General features: G+C 69.2%; 1 protein-coding gene. It reads left to right on the plus strand.

Translation table 11 applies throughout. From position 1 onward, the window contains the following. Positions 1 to 582 (plus strand): tripartite tricarboxylate transporter substrate-binding protein (locus L995_RS16355; RefSeq protein WP_047472651.1); only part of this gene is annotated, 582 nt, incomplete at both ends.

The raw sequence follows: 582 nt of genomic DNA on the forward strand, positions 1-582 counted from the left end.
TGGCCGCCCGGATGGGCGAGCAGCTGGGCCAGAGCGTGGTGGTGGACAACCGCACGGGCGCCAACAGCAATGTGGGCGCCGAGGCCGTGGCGCGGGCGCCTGCGGACGGCTACACGCTGTATGTCTACACCATTGCCAACACCATCAATGCCTCGCTCTACCCCCGGCTCGGCTATGACCCGGTCAAGGACTTCGAGCCCATCGGCCTGATCGCCAAGATTCCCAACATCCTCGTGGTCAACCCGCGCCTGCCCATACAGAACGTGGCCGACTATGTGCGCCACGCCCGGCAGAGTGCGCAGGGCATCAGCTTCGCCTCGTCGGGCAGCGGCTCGTCGATCCACCTGTCGGGCGAGATGTTCCGGCAGCTGTCGGGCCTGCGCATGCTGCACGTGCCCTACCGCGGCAGCGCACCGGCCATCACCGACCTGCTGGGCGGGCAGGTGGATTCCATGTTCGACAACGCGCCCTCGGCCCTGCCCCACGTGCAGGCCGGCAAGCTGCGCGCGATCGCCATCACCAGCGCCCGGCGCTCGGCGCTGCTGCCCGATGTGCCCACGCTGGCGGAGTCGGGCTATGCGG

Origin of the sequence: Delftia sp. ZNC0008 (assembly GCF_000799035.1) — a bacterium.
Lineage (GTDB): Bacteria > Pseudomonadota > Gammaproteobacteria > Burkholderiales > Burkholderiaceae_C > Comamonas > Comamonas tsuruhatensis.